12 protein-coding genes and 1 riboswitch are annotated in these 15,050 nt (G+C 57.2%); of the genes, 6 read left to right on the top strand and 6 right to left on the bottom strand.

What is annotated here, in order from left to right:
- Positions 1-77 precede the first annotated feature (77 nt).
- Together ACIRQ6_RS15425 and ACIRQ6_RS15420 are read left to right on the top strand one after the other, a co-directional pair.
- Positions 78-728: a lysophospholipid acyltransferase family protein gene (locus tag ACIRQ6_RS15425; RefSeq protein WP_420861488.1), complete on the top strand. Its 651-nt coding sequence runs from the start codon at positions 78-80 to the stop codon at positions 726-728.
- Positions 725-1,660, top strand: a complete 936-nt coding sequence (locus ACIRQ6_RS15420; RefSeq protein WP_420861487.1) for a phosphatidate cytidylyltransferase — start codon at positions 725-727, stop codon at positions 1,658-1,660. Before ACIRQ6_RS15425 ends, ACIRQ6_RS15420 begins: the two co-directional genes overlap by 4 nt.
- Before the next feature lie 74 nt (positions 1,661-1,734).
- Here ACIRQ6_RS15420 and ACIRQ6_RS15415 read toward each other — a convergent pair whose 3' ends face one another.
- A complete protein-coding gene (locus ACIRQ6_RS15415; protein ID WP_420861486.1) occupies positions 1,735-2,640 on the bottom strand; it encodes a LysR family transcriptional regulator in 906 nt (301 codons plus the stop codon).
- A 244-nt stretch (positions 2,641-2,884) separates the two neighbouring features.
- Between ACIRQ6_RS15415 and ACIRQ6_RS15410 the strand changes: the two genes are divergently transcribed.
- Entirely contained in the window at positions 2,885-4,213 is a 1,329-nt protein-coding gene (locus ACIRQ6_RS15410) for an MmgE/PrpD family protein (RefSeq protein ID WP_420861485.1), read from the top strand.
- A gap of 9 nt (positions 4,214-4,222) precedes the next feature.
- Here the strand turns inward: ACIRQ6_RS15410 and cobO are convergent, their stop codons facing one another.
- Positions 4,223-4,831 (bottom strand): cob(I)yrinic acid a,c-diamide adenosyltransferase, encoded by a 609-nt coding sequence (cobO, locus tag ACIRQ6_RS15405; RefSeq protein WP_420861484.1) that lies wholly within the window; start codon positions 4,829-4,831, stop codon positions 4,223-4,225.
- A 101-nt stretch (positions 4,832-4,932) separates the two neighbouring features.
- Between cobO and ACIRQ6_RS15400 the strand changes: the two genes are divergently transcribed.
- Positions 4,933-5,334, top strand: a complete 402-nt coding sequence (locus ACIRQ6_RS15400) for a hypothetical protein (RefSeq protein WP_420861483.1) — start codon at positions 4,933-4,935, stop codon at positions 5,332-5,334.
- Here the strand turns inward: ACIRQ6_RS15400 and cobN are convergent.
- Complete coding sequence (cobN, locus tag ACIRQ6_RS15395) at positions 5,331-9,047, bottom strand: cobaltochelatase subunit CobN (protein WP_420861482.1); 3,717 nt, start codon at positions 9,045-9,047, stop codon at positions 5,331-5,333. The two genes, ACIRQ6_RS15400 and cobN, sit on opposite strands and share 4 nt — an antisense overlap.
- Positions 9,048-9,109: 62 nt before the next feature.
- On the opposite strand from cobN, the gene ACIRQ6_RS15390 reads away from it, so the two are divergent.
- Positions 9,110-9,277 carry a hypothetical protein gene (locus ACIRQ6_RS15390; protein ID WP_420861481.1) on the top strand — a complete coding sequence of 56 codons (168 nt, stop codon included), beginning with the start codon at positions 9,110-9,112 and terminating at the stop codon, positions 9,275-9,277.
- 5 nt (positions 9,278-9,282) lie between these two features.
- Here the strand turns inward: ACIRQ6_RS15390 and ACIRQ6_RS15385 are convergent, their stop codons facing one another.
- The 3 genes from ACIRQ6_RS15385 to ACIRQ6_RS15375 all read right to left on the bottom strand — a co-directional run bounded on the left by ACIRQ6_RS15385 (position 9,283) and on the right by ACIRQ6_RS15375 (position 11,091).
- Positions 9,283-9,732, bottom strand: a complete 450-nt coding sequence (locus ACIRQ6_RS15385) for a GNAT family N-acetyltransferase (RefSeq protein WP_420861480.1) — start codon at positions 9,730-9,732, stop codon at positions 9,283-9,285.
- Complete coding sequence (gene cobW / locus ACIRQ6_RS15380; protein WP_420861479.1) at positions 9,729-10,823, bottom strand: cobalamin biosynthesis protein CobW; 1,095 nt, start codon at positions 10,821-10,823, stop codon at positions 9,729-9,731. The genes ACIRQ6_RS15385 and cobW overlap by 4 nt, the downstream gene beginning before the upstream one ends.
- 130 nt (positions 10,824-10,953) lie before the next feature.
- Positions 10,954-11,091 carry a hypothetical protein gene (locus ACIRQ6_RS15375; RefSeq protein ID WP_420861478.1) on the bottom strand — a complete coding sequence of 46 codons (138 nt, stop codon included), beginning with the start codon at positions 11,089-11,091 and terminating at the stop codon, positions 10,954-10,956.
- 39 nt (positions 11,092-11,130) lie between these two features.
- Positions 11,131-11,348, bottom strand: a riboswitch (cobalamin riboswitch).
- A 215-nt stretch (positions 11,349-11,563) separates the two neighbouring features.
- On the opposite strand from ACIRQ6_RS15375, the gene smc reads away from it, so the two are divergent.
- Positions 11,564-15,019, top strand: coding sequence for a chromosome segregation protein SMC (gene smc, locus ACIRQ6_RS15370; protein ID WP_420863920.1), 3,456 nt, complete (start codon positions 11,564-11,566; stop codon positions 15,017-15,019).
- Positions 15,020-15,050: the final 31 nt, after the last annotated feature.

The following is a 15,050-nucleotide window of genomic DNA, read 5'->3' as shown; positions in this document are numbered from 1 at the left end:
AAGAAGCCGTAGAGGATGCCCTGATTGACGTGCCCAGCCCGGGAAGTCATGCTGAGCGCAGCCTTGGGAGGGGTGGCATGGCGATTTTTCGGCGGTTTGCTGGGTTTATTGTAGGCAATGCGATCGTTTTGTTCGCACGGTTTCTGACGGCTGTGCGGGGGCTTTGGCTGGGGATTGAGCCTGTTCCCGCAAAACGTGTGTATTTTGCCAATCACACCAGTAATGCTGATTTCGTTTTGATCTGGACAGCACTACCGCCGCGCATGCGTCGCCAGACCCGGCCTGTGGCGGCTGCTGACTATTGGTTCAAATCAAAGCTGCGCGGCTTTGTCATCACCGATGTCTTTAACGCAGTGACCATTGACCGACGTGCGGATGTGCGCACGGATGATCCTATGGCCAAGATGGTTGCGGCCTTGGACGAGGACGCATCGCTGATTATTTTTCCCGAAGGTCGCCGCAACGAAGGGCCTGATGCGTTGCTGCCGTTCAAGACGGGCTTGTTCCATTTGGCGACGCACCGCCCGGATGTTGATCTGGTGCCCGTGTGGTTGGAAAACCTGAACTCTGTTATGCCGCGCGGCGAAGTCATTCCGATCCCTTTGATCTGTACCGTGACCTTTGGGGCCCCGTTGCACTTGCAACCTGATGAGGAGCGCGATGTCTTTCTGAGCCGCGCGTCTGAGGCCCTTTTGGCCCTGAAACCCGGATCGGAGGCAGAGGCATGACCGCGCTTTATCCTATTTTGGGCAGCGTGATTGCGATTTTGATCGCCTTGTCGCTAATCACTGCCCTTGTCCGCGAACAGTTTGCGCCGGATGGGTCCAACGATGTGGTCGAAACCATCAACGCCACACTGGTCGTTTGGTGGGGGATGGTGATTGTGTTTTGGCTGGCCTCTTTGGTTGGTCATACCGGTGTTATTTTGCTTTTTCTCGCTCTTTCCTTTGCGGCTTTGCGTGAATTTTTGACGCTGACCACAAAGAAGCGGGCTGATCACTATGCGCTACTGCTGGCCTTTGTGTTCGTTTTGCCTTTCCAGTATTACCTTTTGTGGATCGATTGGTATGGCCTCTATTCGATCTTTATCCCTGTCTACGCCTTCCTGATTTTGCCAGTTGTGTCCGTGCTGCGGGGGGCGACCCAAGATTTTTTGATCCGTGTGGCCGAGACCCAATGGGCCCTGATGATTTGCGTTTTTTGCGCCTCCCATGTGCCTGCTTTGCTATTGTTAGACATCCCCGGATTTGAAGGCGGCAACGTGTTGCTGATCGTCTATTTGGTGGCTGTCGTACAAATCAACGATCTGATGCACTACCTTTTTGCCAAGCTCGTTGGGCGGCGCAAAGTGGTGCCGCATATTGAGGCCAGCAAAACCTGGGAAGGCGTTACAGGCGGCTTTGTCAGCGCGCTATTGCTGGGCACGCTGTTGTGGTGGATCACCCCGTTTGCGCCATGGCAAGCATTCCTTGTGTCACTGGTTTTGTGCCTTAGCGGGTTGGGGGGCCACATGGTGATGACGGCCATCAAACGCGACCGCGGGGTCAAAGACTGGGGGCATTTGGTGCCGGGCCATGGCGGCTTTGTGGACCGGTTGGACAGCGTGATTTTTGCAGCCCCGTTGTTTTTCCATACCGTCCGGTATTTCTGGGCCGTCTGAACAGAAAAAAGGCCTGCGAGCATGCTCACAGGCCAGTTTGGTTACAACTCAGGGAGGAATTGTTCAGAGTTTGGTTACCACGCTTCTGGGCCTTTATCGGCAAAGCTGTGGACCAAGAAATCGATAAAGGCACGCACTTTGGGCTGGGTGAACCGGCCCGGCGGATAGACGGCGTAGATGCCTTGTTTTTCAACCGGCAGGTCTGGCATGGCTTCCTCAACCAACCCTTTTTCGAGGGCGTCAGCGTAGAGGAAACTTGGCAAATAGGCGATGCCAAGGCCGGATTGCGCGGCGTTCAAGAGGGATTGACCATCGTTCACCGAAAGCCAGCCAGCGGTGCGCACTTGACGCTTTTCACCGGAGGGTGCTGTCAGTTTCCAAACATTGCCGCTGGATTGGTTGGAATAATGCAGCAGCTTGTGTTCGTTCAGATCGTCGATCTTTTCAGGGCGGCCATATTGTTCAAAATAGGCTGGGCTGGCGATCATGCGCTTTGTTGTCTCGGTCAGTTTTCGGGCCCGCAGGGTGCTATCCTCTAGCTCACCGATGCGCACGGCCATATCAAAGCCTTCGGAGATGAGTTCAACGTACCGGTTGTTGAGGACCATGTTGACTGTGATGTCGGGGAATTCCGTCAGGAACTCACCCAAAACAGGTGACAGGTGATTGACGCCAAAATCGGTCGCAACGGAGATCCGCAACAGGCCAGAGGGCGCTGATTGCATCGATGTGACCAGTGCATCCGCTTCGCCTGCATCGTTGAGAACACGGCGGGCGCGGTCATAATATGCAAGGCCAATTTCGGTAGGGCTGACCCGTCGTGTGGTCCGGTTCAAAAGCCGAGCGCCCAAACGTGCTTCCAGCGATGAGACGTGCTTGGAGACAGCGGATTTTGAGATCCCCATCTTCTTGGCGGCGTCTGTAAATCCACCTTGATCCACCACGGTGGCGAAGGCTTCCATTTCGGTCAGGCGATCCATTCTTTACCTCAACTACAATCTTGTTCGAGGATCTGTATTGTCGCCAAATTGGGCAGGAATGGGACATCTCGCGGACAATACCAAGGTTTTCGCGAGGATCGTTTGCGGCACGGAAACGTTCGGAAATTTTTTGGATTTCCTAGAAATATAAGCAAAAAGAGGGGGTTGAGCCAACTTTTCCTTGTTTGATGAGCGTGGCTGTTGGCAAGGTGGATTGAATTTGAATTAAATTGGACGCGTTTGAATGGTTCATACTCCTGTAACTTTTGCCCATAAAATCCAATGGGCGGATTTGCCGTCATCCGTGCAGAACCTTATGAAACGCAGCGTTTTGGACACGATTGGGGTGGCTGCTGCAGGCTATCAGACGCAAATGGGGCGTATCACTGCGCGCTACAGCAAGGATCATTGGCAGGCCGGGGCCACGGGGCCAAAGGCGCAGCTGATGTTTGATGGGGCGTCGGTTTCACCCGCGGGTGCTGCATTTGCCGGGGCTTTTGCAATAGATGCAGTGGATGCTCATGATGGGCATTCGCCCGTGAAGGGCCATGCAGGGTCGGCTGTGTTTCCCGCACTTTGTGCATTTGGGGGAAGTGTTCGCCTAAATGGCTCCCAGTTTATGGCGGCGATGGCCGTGGGGTATGAAGTGGGCTACCGCGCGGGATTGGCACAGCATGCCACGCTTTCCGATTACCATACCTCAGGCGCGTGGACGGCTATCGGGGTCGCAGCCATGGGCGCGCGATTGCTAGAATTGCCGCCCGATGCGACGCGTCACGCTATGGGCATCGCAGAATATCATGGGCCGCGCAGTCAGATGATGCGCTGCATTGACCACCCTACGATGGTGCGTGACGGTGTTGGCTGGGGGGCGCCTTCTGGCGTGACAGCCGTTTATATGGCGCAGGCGGGTTTTACTGGTGCGCCTGCTTTGACCGTTGAAGCAGCCCCTGAATTTTGGGACGGCCTAGGACGCGATTGGGAGATAGAGCGCACACATTACAAACCCTACCCCGTGTGCCGTTGGGCCCATCCCGCCATTGATGCTGCATCAGATTTGCGCACCCAGCATGGATTGAACGCTGCAAATATCGCATCAGTCGAGATTAAGACGTTTCACAATGCGACCCGTTTGGCGGGACAAGATCCACAAACCGCCGATGATATTGCCTATGGTATCGCGTTTCCGGTGGCGGCCATGTTGGTGCGCGGGCAGGTGGGACTGGCTGAACTGGCCCCGGCGGTTTTGGACGACGCCGAGATATGCCGAATTTCCAAAGCAACAGAATTGACCGAAGACGCCGGTTTCAATGCAGCCGCCGAGCACGGCGAACGTTGGGCGCGTGTTGTGCTGACCCTGCGCGATGGACAGGTTCTAACGTCACGCGATTACCGCCCCAAAGGCGATCCGGACAATCCTATGTCAGATGCCGAGATCAGTGCAAAGTTCCATAGCTTCACGGTACCTTTGCTTGGGCAGGCCCGGGCCAATCAGATCGAGGATCTGGTCGGCCAGCTGGAACAGGTGCACGATATCGCGCCTTTGCTGGATCTGATATGCGCGCCAGTTTGAAATCTGGCTTTAGAACTCGACGCCGATCTGCGCTTTGACGCCCGAACGGAAGGGGTGTTTGACCAGTTCCATTTCAGTGACCAAATCTGCGATCTCGATCAAATCGTCTTTGGCGTTTCGGCCTGTAAGGACCACATGGGTCATCTCGGGCTTTTCTTCGACCAAGAATGTGACCACATCGTTGATGTCCACGTAGTCATAGCGCAGGGCGATGTTGATCTCGTCGAGCAAGACCATGGTGTTGGCAGGATCGCGGATCAGTTCCTTGGCCTTTTCCCACGCGGCTTGGGCCATTTCGGTATCGCGGGATTTGTCCTGCGTTTCCCAAGTGAACCCTTCGCCCATTGTGTGAAACGCGCACGTCTCGCTGAACTTACCAAGGATCAAATCACGTTCGCCCGTGCTCATCCCGCCTTTGATGAACTGCACCACAGCGCATTTCATATCATGAGCAATGCAGCGAAATATCATGCCAAAAGCAGCGCTGGATTTACCTTTGCCCTTGCCCGTGTGGACGATGATCAGACCTTTCTTATCAGTCTTGGTCGCCATGATCTTGTCCCGGGCGGCTTTCTTCTTGGCCATTTTCATCGCGTGGCGGTCAGTGTCCTCGGACATGGATCTCTCCCCTTTTAGGTGCTGGGACCACTTTGGGCCGTGTGCAGGAAAGGTTCAAGAACGTAAGGGTTTCTTAACCACGTTTCAGGCAGATTTAGCGCATGAGATATGCTTTGTTCTTGGTGCTTGCCCTTGGGGCCTGCGATACGGGTGGCCTTGGGTTCATGAATGCCCCTGCGCAACAGGTCACGATAGATGGTAGTGATTTTACGGTCCGCCGTCGCGAGAATACAGTCGAAGTGCTGCGCACCAATTCCGAATGGGCTTTTGCGCGCAAAGGCATGGCGCAAAAGATGGTTGCTGCGATTGAGGCAACCACGGGCTGTGCTGTGGCCAAGGGCAGCTTGCAAGGCGATCAGGTCATGGCGCGTGCTCGTTTGGCCTGCTCAAAGGAGTTGACCTATGCTGCACCGTCCGCCGCGCGTGATTTGGATTGTAAGCCGCCAGAAAGTGCCACCCGCGACGGAGTGACGACAATTCTAACCGATTTGGACTGCTTCTAGGGCAGTAGGCCTTCGATGCGCGCGCGTGCCGAGTTTGATCGTGGGGTCCATAGCCCGCGGTCGATGGCCTCTTGCAGCCGCTGCGCGATCTCTTGCAACGCAGGCGGATTGACCTCGCCAATGAACTCTCGCGTTTCGTCATCTTCAATGAAGGCGGCTTCGACCAGATCAAAATGATGCCCTTTGACCGCATTGGTCGTGGCAGCAAAAGCGAACATATAGTCTACAGTTGCCGCAATTTCGAAAGCGCCTTTGTAGCCATGCCGTTTGACGCCATCGATCCATTTGGGGTTCACCACGCGGGAGCGCACAACCCGCGCCATTTCATCATCCAGCGTGCGGATCAGGGGGCGTTCGGGACGGGAATGGTCGTTGTGATAGATCGGCCTGTCGCGTCCCTGAAGGGTGCTGATCGCTGCCGCAGCGCCGCCCTCGAATTGATAGTAGTCGTCGCTGTCCAGAATGTCGTGTTCGCGGTTGTCTTGGTTTTGCACAACGGCCTCAGCTTGAGAGAGGCGTGTTTTGAAACCGTCCAAGTCGCGCTTGCCGTCCTGTCCTGCGCCATAAGCGTAGCTGCCCCATTCCAGATAGGCCTGTGCCAGATCGGATTTATCGGCCCAGAGACGCTCGTCGATCATTGCTTGCAAGCCGGCACCATAAGCCCCCGGTTTTGAGCCAAAGACGCGTGGGGCGGGGCCTTCGGTTTTTGCACGGTGGGCGGCGGGATTATCGCCTTCGGCCTCATCCAGAGCCATCACAGCGCGGGCCGCACTATCGACCAAAGCCACCAATTGCGGGAACGCGTCGCGGAAGAACCCCGAGATACGCAACGTGACATCAACGCGTGGCCGTCCCAATGCGCCCATGGGGATGACCTCAAAACCAGTGACGCGGCGGTTGGCGGCATCCCATGTGGGTTTGACACCCATCAAGGCCAGAACCTGCGCGATATCATCGCCACCTGTGCGCATGTTGGCAGTGCCCCATGCGGTGACCAACAGGCTGCGTGGCCAGTCACCGTGGTCTTGCAGATGCTTTTCGATCAGCAGGTTCGCGGATTTCCAGCCCAAGGCCCAAGCCGTTGGCGTGGGCACGGCGCGGCTGTCGACAGAAAAGAAGTTGCGCCCTGTAGGCAGCACATCCATGCGCCCCCGCGTTGGTGCACCTGACGGGGCGGGGGGAACGAATTGGCCATTAAGGCCAGTGAGCAGGCCGTTGATTTCAGATGGACCGCAGGCGGTGATCGTTGGGGTTACCGTCGTTTCGATTTCCTGTAGGACAGCTGCGGATTTGGGGCCCAAGGGCCCAAGGGTGCCTTCGACCATTTGGATTGCGGCAAGTTCTAAACGTTCGACTGTATCGCCTGTGGTGCGCCATGTGTCATCGGTAAGTGTGGTCAGAGCATCGGGGCGCGGGCCAGTCCACGGCTTGCCCAGCTCCGCACTGAGCGGATCGAAGTCCAGTTCCAGATCATCGGCAACCGCGCGGATGATTGAGGCGTCTTTATCGGCTGTGGTGCTGCGCGGCACGCGGGTGAGGGCAATGGCCAAATCGCGGGCCAGCGTCCCTTGGGGGGATTGGCCGAATATGTGCAGCCCGTCCCGGATCTGCGCCTCTTTCAATTCACACAGATATTCGTCCAGCTTGGCCAGATCACTGTCTTCATCTTCGCCCTTCATGCCGACATCTGCGGCAAGGCCGGTGGTAGATGTCAGGCTGAGGATCTCACGGCGCAGATGATCGATCCGGCGCGGATCAACGCCTGCGGCCTCGTAGTACTCATCCACCAGTGCTTCCAGATCGCGCAGGGGGCCGTAGGTTTCTGCGCGGGTGAGCGGGGGGGTTAAGTGATCGACGATCACCGCTTGGGCGCGCCGTTTGGCTTGGGTGCCTTCACCGGGATCGTTGACGATGAAGGGATAGAGATGCGGCATGGGCCCGAGGATGGCCTCGGGCAGGCAGGTCTCGGACAGGGCCACAGATTTGCCCGGCAGCCATTCTAGGTTACCATGCTTGCCCATATGGACGATAGCGTCTGCGCCCCAGTGATGCCGTTGCCAGAAATAGAAGGCCAGATAGTTGTGAGGCGGGACCAGATCGGGCGAGTGGTACGTGTCCGTGGGGTCGATGTTATACCCACGGGCCGGCTGCAGGCCGACTATGACATTGCCAAAGCTGTGAATGGAGAGTTTGAAGCCGCCTGTGGCGGCTGCCTGCGGCGCGAGTATTTCTTGAAAAAAGAAGGGGTCGTCTTCGGGTTGGCCCCAGCGATCTGTGATCTGCTGTTTGACGTCCCATGGCAAAGCATCGAAGTGCTTTTTGTAAATGTCGAGAGGGAGGGTTTCGCCGCCTGTTTTCTGGGCGCGATCTGTGAGCCAGTTTGTGGGACCTGCCATGATTTGATCCATCAGGGCTTGAGTATCCGGCGGCAGGTTTTGAGTGCTATAGCCTGCTTGGGTCAGTTCATTCAGCACATGTATGGTCGCGGCTGGTGTGTCGAGACCCACACCATTGGCAAGCCGCCCGTCCTTGTTTGGGTAATTGGCGAGGATGAGCGCTACTTTGCGATCTTTGAGCGCCGTATGCCGTAGCTTGGCCCATTTCGCGGTCAGGTCCGTGACAAATTGGATTCGGTCACCGCGCCCACGGTAGCTGGCGATTGCGCATTCGGTGGCTTCGTCAAAATAGGCCTCGTCTTTGAAACTGATGGCGCGGGACAGGATACGTCCGTCAACCTCGGGCAGGGCCACATTCATGGCGATATCGCGCCCCGACAGACCGTTGATGTTGTCTTCCCATGCGGCCTCGGCGCTGCCGGACAGGACCACTTGAAAGATGGGTGATTGGTTGGCTGAGGCCATTGTGAGTGGGTTGGTCGGGCTGTCGTCCCCTTGGTGAGGCGAGCCGACGGCGAAGGACGTACAGTTCAGGATCACTGATGGCGGCGCGGCAGCGAATAGGCTGTCGAGGGTGGCTTGGCTTACAGGATCTTTGAGGGAGGCCACAAAAATAGGGAGTGGGTTGAGGCCTGCACGCAGCAAGGTCTTGGTCAGGCGGTTGATCGGGTTCAGCCCTGCCCCTTGAACCAAGGCACGATAAAAGATGATGGGGACGACAGGTGCATCTGCAGTCCATGCGGCTTGGGCTGTGGAAATGTCCGACAGCCCTGCGCCGGGCCAATAGACCCCAGCACGCAGCAACGGTTTGGCGGGGTCAGGTTTGTCGGATGCCCCCAGAATGAACTGGGCATAGTGCAAGAAGTTGGTGGCATTTTCCGGGCCACCTTCGATCATGTAAGACCACAAGGCGTCGTAGTCTGCATCGCTGACCGTGGACAGACGGCGCAGGTCGTCGTCCGGTTTGTCGTCCCCGGGCAATAGGGCCAGCGGAATTCCAGCTGCATGCATATGGGCTGCATATTGCTCGGACCCGTAGCGCCAATAGCCAGAGCCACCCAACACCCGCGCGATCACCAGTTTCGACTGCGACGCGCAGGCCTCGATGTGCAAATCGACCGACATGGGATGTTGCAGGTGCCCCATGTTGGCAAGGCGCAGGGAAGGAGCAGCATCCATATCTTGGCGGGCCTCGGACAAGGCGGCCAGTTCGGTGTCGGCGGCGGAAATGAAAATGACATCTGCCGGGGTTTGGCCCAGATCAACGGGCTCTGACCCGTCGTCTATTTGTCCCGGAGTGGCGGCAAGAAGGTGCATCAGTGGGACCAGACTTGTGTTAGTGTGTGGGATCGGTCATGGGTCCTACAAAGGAGACCCCCATGGATTATAAAGCAGCAGGTGCCCCAAAGGGTCCAAAAGGATCGCCGCGCCATCAAGAACACAACAGCTTTGGCACAAAGAACAAACCGTTCGGCGCGAAAGATGACAAAGCGGCTTTGTTGGCGCGGATGAAGGCCAATGCTGAAAAGTCCAAGAAGGCGGAGTAGGACGTTCATAGACCTTTGGTCATGAACAGGCTTGCAGGATGTTCGGGATACTCACCAAAGGGGCCGCATTTTTCGTAGCCCATTGATGCATAAAGTGCGACGGCGGCGGCCAGCTTTTCGCCTGTTTCCAGTTTGACATCAGCGTGGCCCAAAAGGCGTGCGCGTTCTTCCAGTTCATCCATAAGTGCACGTGCGGTGCCTTGGCCACGGCCCGCAGGTGGCACAAAGAGGCGTTTGACCTCGCCGTAGGTTTGGTAGTCGCATAGGGCGACACAGCCGATTGCCTGATTGCCGTCATCGCGGGCGACGAGGAAGATAATGTCGTCGCTATCCAGTTCTGACGCTGTGAAGGTAAAACACTCGTCCGGTGTATAGACCTCGCGCAAGGCGGCTTCTGATCCATCGATCAGGTTGGCCGCATCTTGGGTGAGGGGGGATTCCACGGCTATTTTCATTTTTGCAAGGCGGCTTCAATGGCTGCATGATCGAGACCGGATTGGCCGATCACCACAAGGCGGGTTTCACGTGGATTGCTGCCAAAAGCTTGGTCGAAATAAGTGTCTACGCGGGGACCAACGGCCTGCAAGGTCAAGCGCATGGGCTTGCCCGTTACGGCAGCAAATCCTTTGAGGCGCAGAATATCGTGGGTGCGGATCACATCGGCAACCTGTTCGGCAAAGGCTTTTGGATCAGCGATTTCGCCACGAGTGACCACAAAGCTCTCGAACTCATCATGGCCGTGTTCATGATGGTGATGGTGGTGATGATCGTGATCATCATGATCCCCGTCATGATGATGGTCCTTGTCGTGATCGTGGTGGTGATGGTGCACCTCATGACGTGCGTCTAGGTCACCCTCGGCGCCGATGCCCTGGCCCAGCAGCACATCAACGGGGATTTTGCCCATGGACGTCTTGACCACTTGAACGCCAATGCGGCTGTCAGTCTTGAGCTTGTGCACCAAATCCGTGGCGGCGTCTTCGCCCAGCAAATCGGTTTTGTTCACAACGATCATATCCGCGCAGGCCACTTGATCCTCGAAAAGCTCGGAAAGTGGGGTTTCATGGTCTAGGTTTTCATCCATCGCCCGCTGTGCATCGACGGCGGCCACGTTATGGGCAAAACGGCCTTCCGAGACGGCTTTGCCGTCAACGACAGTGACAACGCCATCGACTGTCACACGGGTGCTGATCTGGGGCCAGTTGAACGCACGCACCAAAGGTTGCGGCAGGGCAAGGCCGGAGGTTTCAATTACAATGTGATCTGGTGCATTGGGACGGTCCAACAACTTTTCGATGGTGGGAATGAAATCCTCGGCCACAGTGCAGCAAATGCAACCATTCGAAAGCTCCATGATGTCGTCCTCGGTGCAGGTCTCATCACCGCATCCTTTCAGGATATCGCCGTCCACACCCAAATCGCCAAATTCATTGATGATCAAGGCGATGCGTTTGCCTTGGGCATTGTCCAGCATGTTGCGGATCAGTGTCGTTTTGCCAGCGCCTAGAAAGCCAGTGACAACGGTTGCAGGTATTTTAGCGGGCATGGACTGGATCCTTGAGTGGTGCGGAAAGGCAGGCGTTTCTGCCTCTATGGAATATAAGAAAGTGTTGAGTAAGGTTCGCTGCCTATAGCCGACTGGCGCAGGTTCAATCAGGGGCAGGCGTCAAAGGGGGTTAGTGAAACGCCACTGCCATCACCGACAGCGCCAGCAGCATTGCACTGAACAGTAGGGTGAACCCGACCGCAGCATGATGGGGCGATTGCTTGGCAACATCTGCTTGGGCGGCAGCGCCCTTTTTCTGGCTCTTCATGTTCTTCACTCTCCCGTTCACCGTCATCCCCGACGGCGTTTGGCTTCACCGATGCACGTCTGGTCTCCTGGCTTGTGGGTCGGGGTGTTTGGCGGCCTTCCCAAGGGATCCCTCAGTGGCTGTTTCGCTTCACACTCGCCACATACAGTCGCGGGGGCGGCTATGGAGTTGGGCCCTGAAATGGGTTGCCCGAACCATATTCCCAATTAACCCCAAATGCTTTGCATCGTATGGGGAACGTAGCCTGAACTGTTTGCGCCCCCCGCCTCGGCCCGTCAAGGACGATTCCGACATGATGTACCGGTCTTGCGGCATGAAGGTCTTGACGATCCCTATCTTATGGGGCGTTCCGGCCAATATATTGTGGATAAGTCAGCCCAATTCCCCACACCTTGTGTTTTGACCGTTGACGGAAGGCCCATCGCCCCGTCACACTTACCCCCCAATAGGAATCGATGTGAACGGAGCGCCTTTGCGATTCTCACGCCTCAGATTGAATGGCTTTAAAAGCTTTGTAGACCCGACCGATTTAATCATCGCGGACGGGCTGACGGGTGTAGTGGGGCCAAATGGCTGCGGCAAATCCAATCTGCTAGAGGCGCTGCGCTGGGTGATGGGTGAAAACCGCCCCACGGCGATGCGCGGCGGCGGCATGGAGGATGTGATTTTTGCTGGTGCTGCAACTCGGCCCGCCCGCAACTTTGCCGAAGTAAACCTGTCGATCGATAATACCGAACGACTGGCCCCGGCGGGGTTCAACGACAGCGATATTTTGGAAGTCACGCGGCGCATCACGCGCGATGTGGGCAGCGCCTATAAGGCCAACACCAAGGATGTGCGGGCCCGTGATGTGCAAATGCTGTTTGCGGATGCCTCGACCGGGGCCCATTCGCCCGCGCTGGTCCGGCAGGGCCAGATCAGCGAGTTGATCAATGCCAAGCCCAAAGCGCGCCGTCGTATTCTGGAAGAAGCCGCTGGGATTTCTGGCCTCTATCAGCGCCGCCATGAGGCTGAGTTAAAGCTGAAAGGTGCAGAAACCAATTTGGCCCGCGTGGATGATGTGATCGAACAATTGGCCACGCAATTGGCGGCACTGGCACGGCAAGCCCGCCAAGCGGCACGATACCGCGAAATTGGATCGGAATTGCGCCGCTCTGAAGGCTTGCTGTTGTACCGCCGCTGGAAAGAGGCAGATCAGGCAGCGGCGGCTGCAATGGCTGAACTGACCGAGCGGACAAAACTGGCGGCCAGTTCCGAAGCCACGGCGCGCCAAGCCGCCAAACAACGCCAAGAGGTCGACGATCTATTGCCCGGCCTACGTGAGGAAGAAGCGATTGCAGCAGCGGTGATGCAGCGGCTTACAGTGCAACGTGACACACTCAGCGAGCAAGAAAACCGTGCGCTGCAAATGATCGAGACGTTGCAAAATCGCATCGCGCAATTGGGCAACGATATCGAACGTGAAGGTGGCCTGAACAAAGACGCAGGCGAGACCATCGAACGACTTGAATGGGAAGCAGGTGAGATCGCGAAGGCCAGCGCCGGGCACGAAGAACGCGTAATGGCGGCCAAAACCATGTCCAGCGACGCGGCCCAGATCCTGTCGACCCGCGAGGCTGAGGCCAGCGAAATGACTGAAGATGTGGCGCGTCTGGCAGCACGGCATCAATCGGCTCAGCGTTTGCTAGAGGACAGTCGCAAAACATTGGAGAAAAACGAGCGCGAGGCAGAAACCTCGCGTGCCTCCGTGGATCATGCCAAAGCTGCGGTGACCAAAGCCGAGGCGGATTTCAGCGCAGCTGAGGCAGCAGAAAAGACCGCCACGGCCACGGCTGCAAATGCTGAAAGCACCCTCGCGGATGCCGAAGTGGCCCGCGCCGAGACCCAAACCAAAGAAGCCGACGCACGGGCTGCCAGATCGCAGGCCGAAGGTGAATTGAACGCGTTGCGGGCCGAGGTGAACGCGCTGGCTAAACTGGTTGATCGCGAAAGCGGCGATAAGGGCCAGTTGTTGGATGTTTTGCAAGTTACCGCAGGCTATGAAAAGGCCTTGGGCGCTGCCCTTGCGGATGATTTGCGCGCGCCCAAAATCACGGCTGAATATACCTCGGGTTGGGTAGATCTGCCTGCCTATCCGCAGGCACAATTACTGCCCGATGGCATCAAGGCCCTGACCAATTTCGTCAAAGCGCCCGAGGTGCTGGCACGTCGGTTGTCGCAAATCGGCTTGGTAGATCCGGATGTTGGGGCGGCTCAGCAGGCCAGTTTGAAACCCGGTCAACGTTTGGTGACTTTGGACGGGGATCTGTGGCGTTGGGACGGCTACCGCGCCGGTGCAGAGGATGCGCCTTCAGCCGCCGCCCTACGGTTGCAACAGCTCAATCGTTTGGAACAATTGAAACAGGAAATGGCGCAGGCCACTGCCCTTGTTGATGGTGCGCGTGCCGCCCATGAGGCCCTGACCCAGCGCCTGACTGACCTGACCAATGCCGACAAAATGGCACGTGATGCGCGCCGGGACGCGGATCGTTTGGTGACCGATGCAAACCGGGCGTTGTCGCGGGCTGAGGCTGATAAATCTATCGCGGCGGGCAAATTGGAAAGTCTCGAGTTGGCGGTGGCGCGGTTTGAGGACGAGGCGACAGGCGCACGCAAGCGGGTTTTGGATGCGGAACGGGCCATGGCGGATCTGGGCGATTTGGATGCGGCTCGCGCACAAGCTGAAGACGTCAAAATGACGGTGGAAGCAGCCCGTATGACCATGATGGCCAAACGATCTGCCTTTGATGAATTGCGCCGCGAGGGCGAGGCCCGATTGAAACGCCGCCAAGAGATCACCAAAGAGGTCAGCGGCTGGAAACATCGACTGGAAACCGCAACCAAGCGCACGGCGGAACTGGCCGAACGCAAACTCACCTCCGAGCAAGAATTAGAGCAGGCCCAAGCCGCACCAGAAGAAATCGCAGCCAAGCGGTCTGAATTGGCCGATGCTATTGGCGAGGCCGAAGCGCGGCGCAAAAAAGCATCTGATGCTTTGGCCGAAGGCGAGACTGTCTCGCGGCAAGCCGAGGCAAATTTGCGCGATGCGGAACGTGCGGCCTCGGATGCCCGCGAGGCCCGCGCCCGTGCTGAGGCGCGATCCGATGCGGCCCGCGAAACTGTGACCTATGCTGCCGAGCGGATCACAGAAGAACAAGAAACCACGCCAGAGGCTTTGCTGGAACAGCTGGATGTGGATCCCGACAAAATGCCTGATGCCGAGCGGATCGAGGCGGATGTAAACCGCCTTAAACGCCAGCGTGACAGCCTCGGCGCCGTGAACCTGCGCGCCGAAGAAGACGCGAAAGAAGTGCAAGAAGAACATGACACATTGGTCTCGGAAAAGGCCGATCTAGAGGACGCGATCAAGGCCCTGCGCACTGGCATCGCAAGTCTGAATAAAGAGGGCCGCGAGCGGCTTTTAACGGCGTTCGAGCAGGTGAACACAAACTTTGGCTTGTTGTTTACGCATCTTTTTGGCGGTGGTGAGGCCAAGCTGGTGCTGGTCGAAAGCGATGATCCCTTGGATGCAGGCCTCGAGATTTTGTGCCAGCCTCCCGGCAAGAAACTAAGTACGCTGTCGTTGCTGTCTGGGGGCGAGCAAACGCTGACGGCTATGGCGCTGATCTTTGCGGTGTTTTTGGCCAACCCTGCGCCGATCTGTGTGCTGGACGAAGTGGATGCACCTTTGGATGATGCCAATGTGACGCGCTTTTGTGACCTGTTGGACGAGATGACCCGCCGCACCAACACGCGATTCCTGATCATCACGCACCATGCCGTGACCATGGCGCGCATGGATCGATTGTTTGGGGTGACTATGGGCGAACAGGGCGTCAGCCAGTTGGTCAGTGTTGACCTCAAAAAAGCCGAGCAGATGGTGGCCTAGGCCGGTTCTGCCTCCGGCAGGAGTATTTAGG

It is taken from the genome of Algirhabdus cladophorae, from assembly GCF_044772865.1.
GTDB lineage: Bacteria > Pseudomonadota > Alphaproteobacteria > Rhodobacterales > Rhodobacteraceae > Algirhabdus > Algirhabdus cladophorae.
This window is presented reverse-complemented; position numbering and strand designations above follow the sequence as displayed.

Coding starts and splice junctions, on each gene's coding strand:
- ACIRQ6_RS15375 (WP_420861478.1), bottom strand. CDS start 11,091: ATGAAGAGCCAGAAAAAGGGCGCTGCCGCCCAAGCAGATGTTGCCAAG.
- ACIRQ6_RS15425 (WP_420861488.1), top strand. CDS start 78: ATGGCGATTTTTCGGCGGTTTGCTGGGTTTATTGTAGGCAATGCGATC.
- ACIRQ6_RS15420 (WP_420861487.1), top strand. CDS start 725: ATGACCGCGCTTTATCCTATTTTGGGCAGCGTGATTGCGATTTTGATC.
- ACIRQ6_RS15410 (WP_420861485.1), top strand. CDS start 2,885: ATGGTTCATACTCCTGTAACTTTTGCCCATAAAATCCAATGGGCGGAT.
- cobN (WP_420861482.1), bottom strand. CDS start 9,047: ATGCACCTTCTTGCCGCCACTCCGGGACAAATAGACGACGGGTCAGAG.
- ACIRQ6_RS15415 (WP_420861486.1), bottom strand. CDS start 2,640: ATGGATCGCCTGACCGAAATGGAAGCCTTCGCCACCGTGGTGGATCAA.
- ACIRQ6_RS15390 (WP_420861481.1), top strand. CDS start 9,110: ATGGATTATAAAGCAGCAGGTGCCCCAAAGGGTCCAAAAGGATCGCCG.
- ACIRQ6_RS15400 (WP_420861483.1), top strand. CDS start 4,933: ATGAGATATGCTTTGTTCTTGGTGCTTGCCCTTGGGGCCTGCGATACG.
- cobW (WP_420861479.1), bottom strand. CDS start 10,823: ATGCCCGCTAAAATACCTGCAACCGTTGTCACTGGCTTTCTAGGCGCT.
- ACIRQ6_RS15385 (WP_420861480.1), bottom strand. CDS start 9,732: ATGAAAATAGCCGTGGAATCCCCCCTCACCCAAGATGCGGCCAACCTG.
- cobO (WP_420861484.1), bottom strand. CDS start 4,831: ATGTCCGAGGACACTGACCGCCACGCGATGAAAATGGCCAAGAAGAAA.